At 73.0% G+C, this 15,062-nt stretch carries 14 protein-coding genes and 1 tRNA gene; 9 read left to right on the top strand and 6 right to left on the bottom strand.

Going from position 1 to position 15,062, the window contains the following annotated elements; all coding sequences use genetic code 11:
• Window positions 1-16 precede the first annotated feature (16 nt).
• A complete protein-coding gene (gene thrE, locus CBOVI_RS08620) occupies window positions 17-1,540 on the bottom strand; it encodes a threonine/serine exporter ThrE (protein ID WP_043361548.1) in 1,524 nt (507 codons plus the stop codon).
• A 93-nt stretch (window positions 1,541-1,633) separates the two neighbouring features.
• On the opposite strand from thrE, the gene CBOVI_RS08615 reads away from it, so the two are divergent.
• From CBOVI_RS08615 to crtI, 5 genes are all read left to right on the top strand, one after another.
• Window positions 1,634-1,706: transfer RNA gene (locus tag CBOVI_RS08615), tRNA-Thr, on the top strand.
• 87 nt (window positions 1,707-1,793) lie between these two features.
• Window positions 1,794-2,741, top strand: coding sequence for an amidohydrolase family protein (locus CBOVI_RS08610; RefSeq protein WP_010268895.1), 948 nt, complete (start codon window positions 1,794-1,796; stop codon window positions 2,739-2,741).
• Window positions 2,722-4,044 (top strand): nucleobase:cation symporter-2 family protein, encoded by a 1,323-nt coding sequence (locus CBOVI_RS08605; protein WP_010268899.1) that lies wholly within the window; start codon window positions 2,722-2,724, stop codon window positions 4,042-4,044. Before CBOVI_RS08610 ends, CBOVI_RS08605 begins: the two co-directional genes overlap by 20 nt.
• The gene (locus tag CBOVI_RS08600; protein WP_311711122.1) at window positions 4,041-4,847 is read left to right on the top strand and encodes a phytoene/squalene synthase family protein; all 807 of its coding nucleotides are present in this window, start codon (window positions 4,041-4,043) and stop codon (window positions 4,845-4,847) included. The genes CBOVI_RS08605 and CBOVI_RS08600 overlap by 4 nt, the downstream gene beginning before the upstream one ends.
• Window positions 4,848-4,852: 5 nt before the next feature.
• Window positions 4,853-6,340, top strand: coding sequence for a phytoene desaturase family protein (gene crtI, locus CBOVI_RS08595; RefSeq protein WP_010265861.1), 1,488 nt, complete (start codon window positions 4,853-4,855; stop codon window positions 6,338-6,340).
• Here the strand turns inward: crtI and CBOVI_RS08590 are convergent.
• Both CBOVI_RS08590 and CBOVI_RS08585 read right to left on the bottom strand, forming a co-directional pair.
• Complete coding sequence (locus CBOVI_RS08590; protein WP_050798193.1) at window positions 6,330-6,977, bottom strand: GNAT family N-acetyltransferase; 648 nt, start codon at window positions 6,975-6,977, stop codon at window positions 6,330-6,332. The genes crtI and CBOVI_RS08590 overlap by 11 nt on opposite strands.
• A 2-nt stretch (window positions 6,978-6,979) precedes the next feature.
• On the bottom strand, window positions 6,980-7,696 hold the full coding sequence (locus CBOVI_RS08585) for a L,D-transpeptidase (RefSeq protein WP_290214545.1): 717 nt from the start codon (window positions 7,694-7,696) through the stop codon (window positions 6,980-6,982).
• A gap of 71 nt (window positions 7,697-7,767) precedes the next feature.
• Between CBOVI_RS08585 and CBOVI_RS08580 the strand changes: the two genes are divergently transcribed.
• Window positions 7,768-8,463 carry a response regulator transcription factor gene (locus tag CBOVI_RS08580; protein ID WP_010269166.1) on the top strand — a complete coding sequence of 232 codons (696 nt, stop codon included), beginning with the start codon at window positions 7,768-7,770 and terminating at the stop codon, window positions 8,461-8,463.
• The gene (locus CBOVI_RS08575) at window positions 8,463-9,905 is read left to right on the top strand and encodes a sensor histidine kinase (RefSeq protein ID WP_232625946.1); all 1,443 of its coding nucleotides are present in this window, start codon (window positions 8,463-8,465) and stop codon (window positions 9,903-9,905) included. Before CBOVI_RS08580 ends, CBOVI_RS08575 begins: the two co-directional genes overlap by 1 nt.
• A 7-nt stretch (window positions 9,906-9,912) precedes the next feature.
• On the opposite strand, the gene CBOVI_RS08570 is transcribed toward CBOVI_RS08575, so the two are convergent.
• Both CBOVI_RS08570 and CBOVI_RS08565 read right to left on the bottom strand, forming a co-directional pair.
• A complete protein-coding gene (locus CBOVI_RS08570) occupies window positions 9,913-10,761 on the bottom strand; it encodes an esterase/lipase family protein (RefSeq protein ID WP_139016713.1) in 849 nt (282 codons plus the stop codon).
• The gene (locus tag CBOVI_RS08565) at window positions 10,758-11,156 is read right to left on the bottom strand and encodes an HIT family protein (protein ID WP_029157877.1); all 399 of its coding nucleotides are present in this window, start codon (window positions 11,154-11,156) and stop codon (window positions 10,758-10,760) included. The genes CBOVI_RS08570 and CBOVI_RS08565 overlap by 4 nt, the downstream gene beginning before the upstream one ends.
• Before the next feature lie 32 nt (window positions 11,157-11,188).
• Between CBOVI_RS08565 and purD the strand changes: the two genes are divergently transcribed.
• Window positions 11,189-12,427, top strand: a complete 1,239-nt coding sequence (gene purD / locus CBOVI_RS08560; protein ID WP_029157878.1) for a phosphoribosylamine--glycine ligase — start codon at window positions 11,189-11,191, stop codon at window positions 12,425-12,427.
• Here purD and CBOVI_RS08555 read toward each other — a convergent pair.
• On the bottom strand, window positions 12,424-13,521 hold the full coding sequence (locus tag CBOVI_RS08555; RefSeq protein ID WP_183273633.1) for an HNH endonuclease signature motif containing protein: 1,098 nt from the start codon (window positions 13,519-13,521) through the stop codon (window positions 12,424-12,426). The genes purD and CBOVI_RS08555 overlap by 4 nt on opposite strands.
• Before the next feature lie 723 nt (window positions 13,522-14,244).
• Between CBOVI_RS08555 and CBOVI_RS08550 the strand changes: the two genes are divergently transcribed.
• The gene (locus CBOVI_RS08550) at window positions 14,245-15,054 is read left to right on the top strand and encodes an Fpg/Nei family DNA glycosylase (RefSeq protein ID WP_029157879.1); all 810 of its coding nucleotides are present in this window, start codon (window positions 14,245-14,247) and stop codon (window positions 15,052-15,054) included.
• The last annotated feature ends 8 nt before the right edge of the window (window positions 15,055-15,062 follow it).

Raw genomic sequence — 15,062 nt, 5'->3', positions numbered from 1 at the left:
GCGTGACCACGCCAGCTTACGTGGCGGGGTCACGGCGTGCACGCCGTCGCCCGAGGTCGGGGCTCCACTGGCTCGACAGGGTGCGGGGGCGGCGGCGCATCCAGTGCACCCGGGACTTCCGGCGCGTCCCCGGGCGGCGGATGCCGTCGGCGATGTGGAGGATGCGGGGCCGGCGGAGGCGGCGCGCCACCCACTCGCCGAGGACGACGCCCGCGCCGAGCGCGGTCGCCGTCGCCAGGGCCGCCGCGAGGCTCGAGAAGCCGACGACGAACTGGTTGTTCAGCATGGCGTACATCCCCCGGTACAGCGCGAGACCGGGCAGCAGCGGCGTGATGCCGGCGATCGCGGTGATCTGCGGCGGGATGAGGTACCGGCGGGAGAGCAGACCACCGGCGAGGCCGATGAGCACGGCCGTCGCCGCGGACCCGCCGATCGCGCCGAAGCCCGTCGGCAACATGACGAAGTAGTAGGCGGCCGAGGCGACGAGGGAGGTGAACGACGCGACGATGAGCGCCCGGCGTTCGCAGAAGCACGCGACACAGAAGAACGCCGCGGCCGCAGCACCGGAGACGACCTGGATCGTGGAGTTCGCGAACGACGTCGACGTCGCCGTCGTGTCGAGCGGCGGGAGGGTGACCCCGAGCCGGTCCATGATCCGGATGCCGACGCCGATGCCGGAGATGATCGCCCCCGTGCCGAGGATCGTCTCGAAGAACCGGGCCGACGACGTCACCGGGGCGCCGGTCACCCCGTCCTGGAGGGCCTGGACGAGGGTGAGCCCGGCGAGCAGGGCGACGATGCACGACGCGACGACGAACGACGGCGCGAGGAAGAGGTTGAACCGTTGGCCGACGCCGTAGATGACGGCGGCGGGCACGGTCGCGATGAACCCGCCGACGAAGTTCTGGAAGAAGGTCGGCAGGGACTTCGACGCGAGCCACGCGGTGGTGAACATGGAGAAGACCGTCGTCACCGTCGCGATGACCGCGACGGTGAGCCCGCCGCCGAGGAGGAGCGCGACCGCGCCGGCGAACCCGCCCCACGACAGCAGCGCGTAGCGCGTCCGGTACGGCGGGGGAGCGGTCTCGATCTCCCGGAGGAGCTTCTGGGCGAGCTCGAGGGGCGTCGCGCCCGCGACGATCGACCGGATGAGGCGGTCGACCTCCGTGAGCTTGGAGAAGTCCGTGTTCAGGCGGTGGACGACGCGGAACGCCGTCGTCGGGGCCTCACCGGTCCGGGAGGGCGCGAACATCGTGATGGTGTTGAGCGTGATGTCCACGTGGCAGCCGTAGAGGCCGTAGGCGGCGGTGATGCCGAGGATCTGCGCCTTCGTGTCGCTGTTGCCCGTCCCGGAGGACAGCAGCAGGTCGCCGATGCGCGCGGCGAGGTCCATGACGGTGTGGACCGTCTTCGGCTCGCTGAGGTCGACGGGCGCGAGGGGGGACGGCGGCGGGGCCGTGCGGATCGCGTCGATCGTCGACCTGTTTCCGGTGAACACGACGTCGGCCAGCCGGTGGCGGGCCTGGCGGATCCTGTCCATCGTCGTCACGGGGCCTCCCCTCAGTCGTTGTCGCTCACACTGTACGTGACGCGCCTGCTAGGCTGTCGGGCGGACCGCGCCCGACGCGGCCCCGCTGGAGTGGCGCAATCGGTAGCGCAACGGTCTTGTAAACCGTAGGTTGCGAGTTCAAGTCTCGTCTCCAGCTCCGAGCACCTCCGGCCACAAAAGCCCCCGTGGGAGTCCTGTTATGCTGTCGGCGTACCACACCACCACAGTCAGGAGCGAATCACCCATGGGTCACCGCATCGACGTCCACCACCACGTCATCCCGCCCGTCTACCAGGAGGCGGTCGACCGCTACGCCGGCGGCACGCAGCTCGACGGCGTCGACCCCGTCCACTGGGACCGGGACACCGACCTCGAGGTCATGGACCGCCACGGCATCGACATGGCCCTGCTCACGGTCACCGCGCCGGGGGCCACCCTCGCCGGGGACGACGCCCCGCGGCTCGCCCGCGAGGTCAACGAGTACATGGCGGAGCTCGTCCGGGACACTCCGTCCCGGTACGGCGCGCTCACGCTCCTGCCCCTGCCGGACGTCGACGCCGCGATCGCGGAGCTGGACTACGCCCTCGACGAGCTCGGCCACGACGGCGTCGGCCTGTACACCCACTACGACGGCGTCTACCTCGGTGACCCGCGCCTCGACCGCATCATCGACCACATCGCCGAGCGCGGCGTCGGCGCCCACGTCCACCCGGCGATCCCCGCCTCCGACCCGGAGCGCTGGGGCCTCCCGCCGTCGCTCTACGAGTTCACGTTCGACACCACCCGCGCGACGGCGAACCTCCTCTTCAGCGGCACGCTCGACCGCCACCCGGACCTCAAGCTCATCCTCTCCCACGCCGGCGGCACCGTCCCCTACCTGGCGAAGCGGCTGACGTACGCGTCGACCATCGCCTCCGACCTCAAGGACCGGGAGCCGGAGGACCTCCTCGGCTCGCTGCGCCGCCTGTACTACGACACGGCGATGTCGGCGAACCCCGCCACGCTCGCCGGCCTCACGGCGCTCATCGACGACACCCACATCCTCTTCGGCAGCGACTTCCCCTACATGCCGGAGTCCACGACCGCCGAGACCGTCTCCGGGCTGGAGGACTACTTCGACCGCGACGCCCTCGCCCGGATCGACCTCGACAACTACCGGGACCTGTTCCCCCGTGCGGTCGAGCGCCTCTGACCGGAGCGGCGTCGACTCGCTGCCCCCGCTGCCGGTGACGCTGGTCCTCGCGGTCCAGCACGTCCTGGCCATGTACGCCGGCGCGGTCGCCGTGCCGCTCGTCATCGGGGGCGGCCTCATCGCGGCGGGCCGGTTGAACCCCGGTGACCTGCACCATCTCATCGTCGCGGACCTCTTCGTCTCCGGGCTGGCGACGATCGTGCAGTCGGTGGGCCTGTGGCGTTTCGGGTCGCGGCTCCCGCTCGTCCAGGGCGTGAGTTTCGCCGCGGCCGCGCCGATGATCGCCGTCGGCAGCGACCACGGCCTGCCCGCGATGTACGGGGCGGTCATCGCCACCGGGGTGCTCATGATCGCGGTGGCCCCGGTGTTCTCCCGCCTCACCCGCTACTTCCCGCCGCTGGTCACGGGGACGATCGTCATGGTCGTCGGGCTCAGTCTCTCCGGCGTCGTCGCCGGGTGGGTCAGGGGGGACGACGGCGACCCCCTCAACGTCCTCCTCGCGGTGGCGACGGTCGTCGTCGTCATCGTCGTCCACCGTTTCGCGCCGCCGACGCTGCGCCCCGTGGCGGTGCTCGCCGGCCTCGTCGGCGGGACGGTCCTGGCGCAGCTCCTCGGCCGGGTGTCGTGGGAGGGCGTCGGCGGGACCGCGTGGTTCGCGGTGCCGCAGCCGTTCATGTTCGGGGTGCCGCAGTTCCTGCCGGGGGCGGTCGTGACGATGGCGGTGTGCGGGCTCGTCGTCATGACGGAGACGTCGGGGGACCTCGTGTCCGTCGGGCGGATCGTGGGGCGGCCGGTGGACCGGCGCACGATGGCCGACGGGCTGCGGGCCGACGGCCTGTCCACGGTCCTCGGCGGGATCGTCAACACGTTCCCGTACACGGTGTTCGCGCAGAACATCGGCCTGGTGAGCCTGTCGCGGGTGCGCAGCCGCTTCGTCGTCGCGGCGGCGGGGGTGCTGCTCGTCGTCCTCGGGCTCGTGCCGCGCGCGGGGGCGGTCGTCGCGGCGCTGCCGCAGCCGGTGCTCGGCGGCGCGGGGATGGCGTTGTTCGGCATGATCGTCGCCTCGGGCGTGCGCACGCTCGCCGCGGTGGAGTTCACGGAGACGAAGGCGCTGGTCGTCGGCATCGCGGTCATGGTGTCGCTGCTGCTGACGGTCGTGCCCGGGTTCTTCGACGCCTTCCCGTCGTGGGCGTCGATGATCCTCGGGAGCGGGATCTCGCTGGGGGCGGTCGTCGTCGTGACCCTCAACATCCTCCTCGTCCGCGACGGGATGGGACCGGCCCGGGTGGAGCGGCTGCCGTGACGACGTACGACAGGATGGCGCGGCGGGCGGCCGCGGGGGTGATCGGGACGTACTCGTCGTCGTTCTCGCTGGCCGTGGCGCTGCTGCCGCGGCGGGTGCGGGCGGACGTGCGGAACCTCTACGCGGTCGTGCGGATCGCCGACGAGATCGTCGACGGCGCGGCCGCCCGGGCGGGCGCGGACCCGGTGGCGCTCCTCGACGACTACGAGCGCGCCGTGCTCGACCCCCGGCCGCTCCACACCGACCCCGTGCTCCACGCGTGGGCCGGCACGGCGCGGCGCCACCGCATCGACCCCGCGCACATGCGCGCGTTCTTCCGCTCCATGCGGGCCGACGCGACGGGTGAGGGGTGCGACATCGGCGAGTACATCCACGGCTCCGCGGAGGTCGTGGGCCTGATGTGCCTGGACATCTTCGCGGGCCCGTCGTCCCCGGAGGTGCGGGAGGCGGCGCGCCGGCTCGGCGCGGCGTTCCAGAAGGCGAACTTCGTCCGCGACGTCGGGGAGGACGTGCACGGCCTCGGCCGGGCGTACGTCGCCGCGCTCACGGGGGAGGGGGAGTTCACCGACGCGGTGAAGGACCGGCTGCTCGACGACGTCGAGGCGGACCTCGCCGCCGCCCGCCCCGGCATCGCGGCCCTGCCCCGTGACGTCCGCCCGGCGGTCGCGGCGGCGGAGGCGATCTACGCCGACCTCGTGCGGCGGCTCCGCGCCACACCCGCCGCGGACGTGCTCCGGCGGCGGGTGCGGGTGCCGGGGCCGCGGAAGGCGCTGCTCGCCGCGCGGGCGGTGGTGCGGCCGTGAGGACCGTGGTCATCGGGGCCGGGATCGCCGGCCTGGCGACGGCGACGCTGCTCGCCCGGGAGGGCCACCGCGTCACGCTCGTCGAGCGGACCGGTGAGGTCGGCGGCCGGGCGGGGAGCCTCGCCGTCGACGGGTTCCGGTGGGACACCGGCCCGAGCTGGTACCTCATGCCCGAGGCCTTCGACCGTTTCTTCGCGGCGGCGGGGACGTCGACGGCGGAGCAGCTGGACCTCGTCCGCCTCGACCCGTCGTACCGGGTGTACCCGGAGGGGGCGGACCCGGTGGACGTCCCGGCGGGCCGGGAGGCCGCGGCGGCGCTGTTCGACGCCCTGGAGCCGGGCGGTGGCGCGGCGCTGCGCCGGTACCTCGACTCGGGGCGGCTGGCGTACACCGTGGCCGTCCGCCGGTTCCTCTACACGACGTTCAGTTCGCCGCGCCCGTTCCTCCACCGGGACGTCCTCGGGCACGTCGGGCTGCTGCTGCGGCTGCTGCTCACCCCGCTGGACCGGTGGGCGGCGGGGTTCGTCCGGGACCGGCGGCTGCGGCAGATCCTCACGTACAACGCGGTGTTCCTCGCCTCGCGGCCGTCCGCGACCCCGGCGTTGTACCACCTGCTCAGCCACGCGGACATGGACCAGGGCGTGTTCTACCCGCGCGGCGGGTTCGCCGCGGTCGTCGACGCGCTGCACGGCCTCGCCCGGGACGCGGGCGTGGAGATCCTCACGGACACGGAGGTGACGTCGGTCGACGTCGCCGACGGCCGGGTCACCGGGGTGACGACGTCGGCGGGGCGGATCCCCGCGGGGACGGTCGTGAGTTCGGCGGACCTCCACCACACGGAGACGGCGTTGCTCGCGCCGGGGCAGCGGACGTGGCCGGAGCGGCGGTGGCGGCACCGGGACCCGGGGCCGGGCGCGGTCGTGGTCATGCTCGGGGTCCGGGGGCGGCTGCCGGAGCTGGCGCACCACACCCTGTTCTTCAGCCGGGACTGGGACGCGGACTTCCGGGAGGTGTTCGAGGGGGAGGGGCCCGACGCGTGGTCGCGGTCGGTGTACGTCTCGCGGCCGTCGGCGACGGACCCGACGGTCGCCCCCGCCGGGCACGAGAACCTCTTCGTCCTCGTCCCGGTGCCGGCGGACCCGGCGACGGGGCACGGTGACGCCTACGCCGCGGCGGAGTCGCCGGCGGTGGGGCGGATCGCCGACGCCGCGGTGCGCCTCATCGCGCGGCGCACCGGGGTGACGGACCTCGCGGAGCGGACGGTCGTCCGGCGCACGCTCGGCCCGGCGGATTTCGCGGAGCGCTACCACTCGTGGCGGGGCGGGGCCCTCGGGCTCGCGCACACGCTCCGGCAGTCCGCGTTCCTCCGTGGTTCGAACGCATCACGAAAGGTCGACGGACTGTATTACTCGGGGGCGACGACGCTGCCCGGCGTCGGCGTGCCGATGTGCCTCATCTCCGCGGAGAACGTGCTGCTGCGCCTCAGAAGGTGAGCCGCATGACGTCCGTCCCGGCGTCGGTGAAGCCGAGGCGTTCGCAGAGCCGCCGCGCCCGGTCGTCCGCGACCGTGGCGGTGACCCCGGCCCGACCCGCGGACCGGGCGACGTCGGTGATCGCGGCGAGGAGGTCGGACCCGAGCCCGCCCCCGGTCCAGCCCGGGGCGATGGCGACGGTGACCTCGGGGTGGTCGTCGTCGGCCGGGCCGGGGGTGAGCCACGCCGCCCCGATGCGGGACTCCCGGCCGAGCGCGCCGGGGAGGTCCGCCTCCATGACGAGCCCTCCCCGGTCGGGCGACCAGTCGTCGACGGGGCGCCGGATGAGCTCCTCGAGCACCCCGCGGTCCGCCTCGGTGGCGGGGCGGGTGCGGATGCCGTCGCCGGCGCAGCGGAGCTCGTGGCGCAGGGTGTTCCGGTCCGTGAGGAGGTCCCAGATCTCGTCCTCCCCGGAGACGGGCAGGTGGGGGGCGGTGTCCCGGTCGCGGATCCACGACGTGTCGTACCAGCGTCCCAGGGGGACGAGCGCCGCGTCGAGCGCGGCGACGGCCTCCCGGGCCCGGCGCACGGCCTCGGCGGCGGCGTGGGCTCGCCGGGAGGCGTCGTCGTACAGTTCCTGTCCCTGCGCGGGGTCCATCACTAGATGAAGACCTCGTCGCCCGGCTGGAGCGAGTCGAAGAACGTCACGGCGGCGTCGTGGGAGAGGTGGATGCAGCCGGCGGACGGGACGTTCGGGTTGCCCTCGTGGAAGGCGTGGCCGTTGTAGGTGAAGTACACGGCGTAGGGCATCGGCGCGTTGTTGAACTCGCGGCTGATCTCGTCGCGCACCTTGTACGTCACGCGGAAGCTGCCGCGGGGCGTCTCGGTGTCCGGCCCGGGCGAGCCGGAGGAGATCTGGACCGGGCCGTAGGAGACCTGGCCGCCCTCCTGGAGCCACGTGCGCTGGCCGTCGATGTCGACGCACGCCCGCGCGCTCGCCGGGCACGGCTCGGGGCGCGGTGCCGGCTCCGGCGCGGGGGCCGGGGCGGGGGCGGGGGCCGGCGCGGGGGCGGGCTGGAGCAGGCCGGGGGCGACGGCCTCGGTGAGGGCGTCGATCCCCTGGCGGGCCTGCTCCTGGAACTGCTGCGGGAGGAGCGGGACCTGGGCCTGGGCGGTGTCGTGGGCGGTGCGCACACCGTCGCGGATCATCCGGTCGATCTCCGGCTGCGAGGGCGGCTGGGACGACTGGACGGGGTCCGCGCCGGCGACGCCCCCGCCGAGACCGACGGCCATGAGGGCCGTCGCTCCGGCGGCGAGGCCGCGGTGGGTGCGCCGGGGTGAGTGAGCGCGGTGCTTGGGTGTGTTCGTGGAAGTCACCCGCACATACTAACGCCTGTCACAGGTAACATCCAGACGGGCCGCAGCGAACCGGAGCACACTAGGAAGTCATGAACCAGTCCACGAAGGTTCTCGTCGTCGACGACGAGCAGAACATCTCCGACCTCATCAAGGTGAGCCTGAAGTTCCAGGGGTTCGAGGTGGAGACCGCCGACAACGGCGACGACGCCGTCGCCCTCGCCCGCAGCTTCCGCCCGGACGCCTTCATCCTCGACGTCATGATGCCGGGGATGGACGGCTTCACCCTCCTGTCCCGGCTCCGCGCCGAGGGGCACGAGGCCCCGGCGCTGTTCCTCACCGCGAAGGACGGCGTGGAGGACCGCATCCACGGCCTCACCATCGGGGCGGACGACTACGTCACGAAGCCGTTCTCCCTCGAGGAGGTCATCACCCGGCTGCGCGTCATCCTCCGCCGGGTCGCCCCGGAGGAGTCCGAGGGTTCGCCGCTCATCAGCTACGCCGACATCACCCTCAACGACGACATGCACGAGGTGACGAAGGCCGGGGAGGTCGTCGACCTCTCCCCGACGGAGTTCAAGCTCCTCCGGTACCTCCTCGTCAACGCGGAGGTCGTGCTGAGCAAGGCGAAGATCCTCGACCACGTGTGGAACTACGACTTCGGCGGCGACGGGAACGTCGTCGAGTCCTACGTGTCCTACCTGCGCAGGAAGATCGACACGGCGGAGCCCCGCCTCATCCACACCGTCCGCGGCGTGGGGTACGTGCTCCGCCTGCCGCGGTCATGATGTCCCGCCTGCCCCTGCGGGTGTCCCTCGTGCTCGTCATCACCGTGCTCGGGGGGCTGGGGCTCCTCGTCTCCGGCGGGGTGGTGACCGGGACGATGAACCGGTTCATGGTGAGCCGGATCGACGACCAGCTCACCCTCGCCACCGGCTCGTGGGCGCACACGACGGCGCTCGGGGAGCCGGCGTCGCCCGACGACATGGGCTCGTACGACTCCCGGGTCGGTCCGACGCGGCCGCCGTCGGAGTTCGTCGTCGTCATCGCCGTCGGCGGGGAGTTCTACTCCGTCAACGGGTCGATGGCCTCGCTCAACAGCATCCACGACTCGGGTCCGGAGCTCGCCGGGCTCGACGAACCGACCCGGCCGGTGACCGTGCCGGCGAGGGCCGGGTCGGCCGACGACGCGGACTGGCGCGCGGCGAGCGTGCGCAACGGCGACGGGTCGGTGACGATCGTCGCCCTGCCGCTGGCGAGCGAGGAGCACACCATCCGGCAGCTCATCATCCTCCAGATGCTCATCGGGTCGATCGTGCTGGTCAGCCTCGTCGTCGCGAGCCTGTACCTCGTGCGGCGGGCCCTCCGGCCGCTCCACGAGGTCGAGTACACGGCCCAGCGGATCGCCCAGGGGCAGCTCGACCAGCGGGTGCCCGCGTGGTCGCCGCGGACGGAGGTGGGGCGGCTGGCCGTCGCCCTCAACCGGATGCTCGCGCAGATCCAGGGGTCGTTCATCGCGGTCGGCGCGTCGGAGCGGCAGGCCCGGCAGGCGGAGTCGGCGATGCGCCGGTTCATCGGCGACGCCTCCCACGAGCTGCGCACCCCGCTGACGTCCGTGCGCGGGTACGCGGAGCTGTACACCTCGGGGGCGACGGACGACGCGAACATGGTCGTGGGCCGCATCGCCGACGAGGCGGGGCGGATGAGTCTGCTCGTCGAGGACCTCATGGCCCTCGTCCGCATGGACGAGGGGCGGCCGTTGCGCCGGGAGAAGGTCGACATGCTCGAGCTGTGCCTCCACGTCGTCGAGTCGGCCCGCGCCGGGTTCCCGGGCCACCGGATCTCCGTGCGCAACAACGCCGAGGGGGTTCCCGTCGTCACCGGGGACCCGGACCGGCTGCACCAGGTCGTCGGCAACCTCGTGACGAACGCGGTGCGCCACGGCGGGCCGGGGACGACGGTGACCGTCACCCTGTCGACCGGCGACGGGCAGGTGTTCGTCGAGGTCGCCGACGACGGGCGCGGGATCGCCCCCGAGGACCTGCCGCACCTGTTCGAGCGGTTCTACCGGGCGGACGTGTCGCGGTCGCGGGCGTCCGGCGGGTCGGGGCTCGGCCTGTCGATCGTGAAGGGGCTCGTCGAGGCGCACGGCGGGGACGTGTCCGTCACCTCGACCGTGGGGGAGGGGACGACGTTCGTCGTCCGGCTGCCCGGCCGGTCGGGGGACTAGTCGGGGGCTAGTCGGGGATGCCCTGGAGGAGGGCGGAGTGCACGACCTCCTGGACCTGCGGGTGGGCGGGCAGTTCGTCGTGGCGGACGCGGGTGAGGCCGAGGTCCTGGAGGAAGAGGTTCGTCACGACGGCGTCCTCCTCCTCCTCCGAGAGGAACGCCGACTCGTGCGGGACGACGGTCGTGTCGTTGCGGGTGGCGAAGCACGTGTAGAGGATGTCCGGCCGGGTGTCCTCGCTGGCGGCCATCGTCTCGATGATCGGCGAGCCGATGACCTGCTGCATCCCCGCGGGGCCGAAGATCCGGCGGATCGTGGCCTGGGCGACGCGCTGGGACGTCTCGGAGGTCAGCATCCCGCCGAGCATGCCCATGAGCGTCGTCCCGTGGTGGGGGGAGCCGAGGGTGATGAGGTGGTGGACGTGGTCCTCGCCCTCGAGTTCGTTGATCCAGTAGCGGGCGAGCAGCCCGCCCTGCGAGTGGCCCACGATGTCCACCTGGTCCGCCCCCGTCGCGGAGAGCACCTGTTCGATGTACGCGCCGAGGTCCTGCGCGGACGTGGGGATGTCCTGCGTGCCGTGGACGCCGTAGTCCGGGCAGAACACGACGAACCCGTCGTCGCGCAGCCGGGCGACGAGGTTCTGCCACACGTTCTTCGACGAGATCGTGCCGTGGATGAGCACCACCGGGTACGGCCGGTCGAGGGTCGGCCGGGCCTGCCACAGGTCGTCCGCGTAGCCGGGGGAGACCGTGCGGGCGCCGAGCGGCGGGTCGGGGATCGCGCCTCGGAGCTGCGGCACCCGCGACGGGAAGTCGCCGAGGAACGCCGAGATCCGGCCCACCCACGTGCTGTCGGTCACTGTGCCAGGGCGCGGCGGAGGCGGTCGGCGGCGTCGTCCATCCGCGCGGGATCCGGGTCGGACATCGCGGCGCTGAGGTCGTAGCCGGACATGTCCGCCGCGGGGAAGACGTGGATGTGGGTGTGCGGGACCTCGAAGCCGGCGATGAGGTACCCGGCGCGGGGCGCGTCGAACTCCTCGACGACCGCCGCCCCGACCCGCTGGGCGACCTCGTTGAGGTGCGCCCACAGGGCGGGGTCGAGGTCCGTCCACCGGTCGACCTCCTCGACGGGGACGACGAGGGTGTGACCGTAGGCGACGGGCTCGATGGTGAGGAACGCGACGACGCTGTCGTCGCGGTACACGAACCGTCCCGGGAGCTCTCCGGCGATGATCATGCTGAATACGCTAGCCATGGGTCCCGATGGTACCGCTAGAATCAGCCCCCATGCGTGTACTAGTGATCGGCTCCGGAGCCCGCGAGCATGCCCTCTGCCACCACCTCTCCGAGGACCCCTCCGTCACGGAGGTCCACGTCAGCCCGGGGAACCCCGGGATGACCGCGGTTGCGACCGTCCACGACGGCGACCCGGTGGCGCTCGCCCGTGACCTCGGCGTGGACCTCGTCGTCGTCGGCCCTGAGGTGCCGCTCGTCGACGGTCTCGCCGACGACCTGCGGGAGGCGGGTGTGCGGGTGTTCGGCCCGTCCGCCGCGGCGGCCCGGATCGAGGGGTCCAAGGCGTTCGCGAAGGACGTCATGGCGCGCGCCGGGGTGCGGACCGCCCGCGCCGAGCAGGTCCTGCCGGGTGAGGACGCCCCGCTCGACCGGTTCGGCCCGACGTGGGTCGTCAAGGACGACGGCCTGGCCGGCGGTAAGGGCGTGGTCGTCACCACGGACCGGGTGGAGGCGGAGGCGCACGTCGCCGCCGTCCACGCGGCCGGCAACCCGGTGCTGCTGGAGAGTTTCCTCGACGGCCCGGAGGTGTCCCTGTTCTGCCTCGTCGACGGCGGGACGGTCGTGCCGCTCCTGCCCGCCCAGGACCACAAGCGCGTCGGGGAGGGTGACACGGGTCCGAACACCGGCGGCATGGGTGCGTACACCCCGCTGCCGTGGCTGCCGGAGGACGGCGTGCAGCGGATCGTCGACGAGGTCGTCGCCCCCGTCGCCCGCCAGATGGTCGAGGACGGCTGCCCGTTCTCCGGCCTGCTCTACGCCGGGCTGGCGTGGGGTGCGGAGGGGCCGTCGGTCGTCGAGTTCAACTGCCGGTTCGGTGACCCGGAGACGCAGGCGGTGCTGGCCCTGCTGCGCACGCCCCTCGGCGGGGTCCTCGACGCGGTCGCGTCCGGCCGGCTCGCCGAGCTCCCCCCGCTCGAGTGGGAGGACGGGTACGCGCTCACGGTCGTCCTCGCCGCGGAGGGGTACCCGGCGTCGACGGTGACCGGCGGCGTGGTCTCCGGGGGTGGCCCGGGTCGGGAGCACGACGGCGTCCTCGCCGCGGGTGTCGCCGCCGACGGTGACCGCCTCGTCGCCTCGGGGGGCCGGGTGCTCAACGTCATCGGCACCGGGGCGACCCTGGAGGAGGCGCGCGAGCGGGCCTACGGGGTCATGGACTCGGTGACGCTGCCCGGCGGTCACTTCCGGCGGGACATCGCCGCGGGCGCGGTGGAGGGGCGGATTCACGTCTAGGCCACCCTCCTGCGCCGTTCGGCCCGCTCCGCGTACGTGACCCGCCGGTCGGCGAGGGGGCCGGTCGGCACGGTGACGACGACGTGGCCGTCGTCGATGCTCGACCACACCTCCGTGCCGTCGGCCGCGGCGGTGACGTCCCAGAGGCCCATCGTCTTGAGCTCGTGGTGGCGGTGGCACAGGCAGTGCATGTTCGCCGTGTCCGTCGGCCCGCCGGCGGCCGGGTCCGCGTGGTTCCAGCGGCGGATGTGGTCCTTCTCGCACCGGGTGGCGGGGACGGTGCACGAGGGGAAGCGGCACGTGCCGTCGCGCCCCTCGAGGAAGGCCGTCATCGCGGGGGTGGGCCGGTACCCGGCGGCGGAGCCGGGGCCGATGAGGCGCACCGACGTCAGCCGCCGCATCAGCGCCTCGCCGCCGGCGGCGGAGAGACGTCCGTCGGCGAAGGACACCGGGCCGCCGTCGGCGGACCGGTAGACGTTCAGCGTCACCTCGACCTTCGCGGTCTGACGGCACATGTGCATCAGCGCCTCGCCGAGCGGGCAGCTCATCGTCCGCGCGACGGCCCGGAGCACCGTGGTGAACTCGCGGCCCTCGTCGTCGGGCAGGCAGATGTCGAGGAATGTCGCGTCGCGGCAGCTCTCGTCGATCTTCACCCAGCGCTCGGGCGGCGGGGTCTCCTTCGGAGCGGCGGGCGGGTCGTGCAGGTCGACGATCTGCGTGAGCCGCCGGTGCAGCCACTGCGGCGTCGGCACGGCCTGCCGGTCCCGGCGTGGCGTGAGCAGCGCGACCATGTCCTGCTCGACGGCGCGGACGGCGTGGGCGGCGAGCGCCACGGTGTCCGTCGCGAGGGTCCGCATGTGCTCGAAGCCGAGGAACCCCCGCTCGAGCAGCGCCGCCACGCGAGGCATCCGCCGCATCATCACCCCGATGTCCGCGAGGGTCATGGCCTTGCCCCGCGTCACGCCGACTGTGGCGGCGATCCTCGCGACGTGCCGCTCGACGTCGTCGTCCTCCTCCGGCGTGCACAACCGGGCGAGGGTGACCGTCGACCGGTTGATCTCCACGGCGCACCGCGCGCGGTCGTCGTCATCCACCTCGGGGCGCCACCGACGGACGACCGTGTGTTCGATCACATCGCGTGGCGTCCGGCCGGTGGGGTCCGGCGCGTTCCGCGGGGGCGTCGGGCCCGTTCCGCCTTGAGGTGGCGTCCCCGTTCCGTCGTGTGGCGCCCGACCCGTGGAGTCCTGTGTGTCCGGTGGCGTCGTCCCCGTTGCGCCCGGTGGCGTTGTGTGTTGCGTCTGCACCCGTCCCCTCCTGTCGTGCGTGTCCCCTGGTGCGCGGTTGCTGTGGTGTGACTGACTCTGTTCCGGTGGTGTCCGGGCCCCTGACCTGGGATCCGGTCTGTCCGGAACTGGATGTGCGTCCGTCCTGGTCCGTTGGTGTTTCGACCTTGGTCGGCATTCCCGCCGGCCCTGAGCTGGATCTCCGTCCGTCCTGGCCCGGTGTTTCCCTGTCCCTGGCTGACCCCTCGTCCGCCGTGAACCGGATGTGTGCCTGGCCGCAGGGCCGGACCCGGTTCCGTGTGGACCCGATCATGCGTGTGGCCTGCGCTCATCCTGCGAGTGTCACTCACCCCGCCCAACAACACTTGCAACCCTACAGCACCCCTGCTACCCTGTCAAACACACGAACGAATACGACGAACAGACGGGGGTCGGGGACGGTGTCGGTGACGGGGTCGGTGACGGGGACGGTCCGGTGTAGCGGTGGCAGCGGTGGCGGCAGGCGGTGTCCGGCCGCCCGGTTACACTGTCGCCATGCCAGAAGGTCACGTCATCCACAGGCTCGCCCGGGATCTCACGGAGAGGTTCGGGGGAGTGGAGGTGCAGGTGTCGTCGCCGCAGGGGCGGTTCGCGGAGGAGGCCGCGGTTCTCGACGGGCGCGTGCTCGAGGGGGCGGAAGCGTGGGGGAAGCACCTCTTCATCGGGTTCGGCGATCTCGCGGTGCACATCCACCTCGGGCTCATCGGGACGTTCCGGTTCGGGCCGGCCGACCCGCCGACGGGACAGGTGCGGCTCCGTCTCAGCGACGGGGAGACGGCCGCGGACCTGCGGGGACCGCAGTGGTGCCGGCTCGTCACGGAGGCGGACCGGGAGCGGGCGGTCGCGGCGCTCGGGGCGGACCCGCTGCGTGCCGGGGACGGGGCTGCGCCGCAGAGGCTGCGCGAGCGGCTCGCACGGACGCGGAGGAGTGTCGCGTCGGTGCTCATGGACCAGTCGTTCTACGCGGGCGTCGGCAACATCTACCGGGCAGAGGTCCTGTTCCGGCAGGGGATCGACCCGGCGACGCCCGCGTCGGCGCTCACGCCCGGGCAGGTGGACGCCATCTGGGAGGACCTCGTCGAGCTCATGGGGTACGGCGTCGAGGCCGGGCGGATCGACACCGTGCGCCCCGAGCACACCCCGGAGGCGATGGGGCGCCCGCCGCGCCGGGACGACCACGGCGGGGAGGTCTACGTCTACCGCCGGGAGGGACTGCCGTGCCTCGTCTGCGGGACGCCCGTCCGCGCGCGTGACCTCGAAGGTCGCACGCTGTTCTGGTGCCCGACCTGCCAACCACCCCTGTGAGAGAATGA

The sequence above is a fragment of the Corynebacterium bovis DSM 20582 = CIP 54.80 genome (genome assembly GCF_030408615.1).
GTDB classification, from domain to species: domain Bacteria; phylum Actinomycetota; class Actinomycetes; order Mycobacteriales; family Mycobacteriaceae; genus Corynebacterium; species Corynebacterium bovis.
The sequence above is the reverse complement of the archived record's forward strand: the minus strand, read 5'-3'. Positions and strand labels throughout refer to the sequence as shown.